At 69.4% G+C, this 1,737-nt stretch carries 2 protein-coding genes and 1 pseudogene; 2 read left to right on the top strand and 1 reads right to left on the bottom strand.

What is annotated here, in order from left to right:
• Positions 1-628, bottom strand: a pseudogene (locus ACTWQJ_RS51080) (amino acid permease); the annotation flags it as partial.
• A 209-nt stretch (positions 629-837) separates the two neighbouring features.
• On the opposite strand from ACTWQJ_RS51080, the gene ACTWQJ_RS51085 reads away from it, so the two are divergent.
• Both ACTWQJ_RS51085 and ACTWQJ_RS51090 read left to right on the top strand, forming a co-directional pair.
• On the top strand, positions 838-1,161 hold the full coding sequence (locus tag ACTWQJ_RS51085) for a bifunctional 3-phenylpropionate/cinnamic acid dioxygenase ferredoxin subunit (protein WP_443313149.1): 324 nt from the start codon (positions 838-840) through the stop codon (positions 1,159-1,161).
• A 188-nt stretch (positions 1,162-1,349) separates the two neighbouring features.
• Positions 1,350-1,737: FAD-dependent oxidoreductase (locus ACTWQJ_RS51090; protein WP_443313150.1), on the top strand; the 388-nt coding region annotated here is incomplete at its 3' end.

Consider the following 1,737-nt stretch of genomic DNA (forward strand, 5'->3'; position numbering starts at 1 on the left):
GTCGGTGCTCGGCGAAGACGCCGGTGCGGTGGCGCTGGACGAACCAGTAGTAGGCGAAGCCGTCGCCCGCGATGATCGCGACGAACAGCACGGCTCCCCACTGCAGGTACCAGTGGAACGGGGCCGTTGCGTTGTAGACGGAGGCCCGCGGCCAGATCAGGTTGACCGTCATGACCGCGCCCCACACCACCGCGCCGATGTTGACGGGCAGCCCCCAGCGGCCCAGCGAGAACTTGCCCTCCGCCGGCTGCCACTTCCCCTGCAGCCGGGCCACCAGCATGGGCGCGGTGACGCCGAGGTAGGCGAGGTAGATCATGATGATGCCGATGCTGGTGACGACGGTGAAGATCTGCGGCTGGCGGATGTTGACCACGAGGATCGCGAGCGCGAGGATCCCGATGATCACGGCCGGCAGCACCGGCGTCTGGAAGCGCGGGCTGACCCGGGCCATCAGGGAGGACGCGGGCAGGTTGTTGTCCCGGGCCATCGCGAACGCCAGCCGGATCGCCGCCGTGTGGACGGCCAGGGCGCACACCGTGACCGCGATCAGCACGCACCACAGCATCGCCTTGCCGGCGGTGGGGCCGAGCACGTCGAGCACGATGTACTGCAGACCCTCCGTCGACAGCGTCCGGTGCCCGGAAGGGGCCGAACCGTCCGGACCGACGTCGGTCCGCACTGCTCGTACTTCGCGAACGTCCTGAACTCCGTGACTGCTGGACCATCGCTGGACCAACATCGCCGAGACCATCGTCGGACCAATGAAGGTCCGCACTCCCTGATCCGCCTGGACCACACAGGTCCCGGACCGAGTGTCCCGGACCGAGAGGGGGGCCCGTGATTCCCGTCTGCCGCCTTGAAGACCTCCCCGAGGGCGAGTCCGTCCGCATCGAGACCAGCCCGCCCGTCGCCGTGTTCCGCACCGACGAGGGCGAGCTGTATGCCATCGACGACACCTGCACCCACCAGGACGCCTCACTCTCCGAGGGTTGGCTGGAAGGCTGTCTGGTCGAATGCCCGCTGCACGCCGCCTCATTCGACCTCCGTACCGGACAGCCCACCTGCCTACCCGCCCGCCGCCCCGTCCGCACCCACCGCGTCACCGTCGACGACGGCGTCATCCATGTCCACCTCACCGCGGAGGAGGGCACGGCTGCATGAATGCTGTGAACGTCTCCGCGGACGCAACGAACGCTGCAAATGCAGTGACCGACGGCCGCACCAAGGGGGTCGGCGTTGAGCAGGGCGAAGGCCCGCGCCCTTGCCCGGCCGGTGCGCGAACGGAACATCAGCGCCGCGCGGGGTTGCTCGGTTGTGTTCCGCGCCGCAGTCGAGAGGACCCGCACCGCATGAGGACCGTGACCATCGTCGGTGCCTCGCTCTCCGGTCTGTATGCCGCTCGCGAACTCCGTTCCCAGGGCTTCGACGGACGACTGGTGATCATCGGCGACGAGCCCCACCGCCCGTACGACCGCCCGCCCTTGTCCAAGGACTTCCTCGCCGGCCGGGCCGACGAGTCCCAACTCGCCCTCACCGGCCCGGAGGAGACCGCCGAACTCGACGCCGAGTGGCTCCTCGGCATCCGTGCCCGTGGCCTCGACACCCGAGGCCGAACCGTCCTGCTCGACGACGGCCGCACCGTCTCCATCGACGGCGTCGTCATCGCCACGGGCGCCTCGGCCCGCCGCCTCTCCGGCAGCAACCTGACCGGCGTCCATACCCTGCGCACTCTCGACG

Source organism: Streptomyces sp. KR55, assembly GCF_052245645.1.
GTDB lineage: Bacteria > Actinomycetota > Actinomycetes > Streptomycetales > Streptomycetaceae > Streptomyces > Streptomyces flavusporus.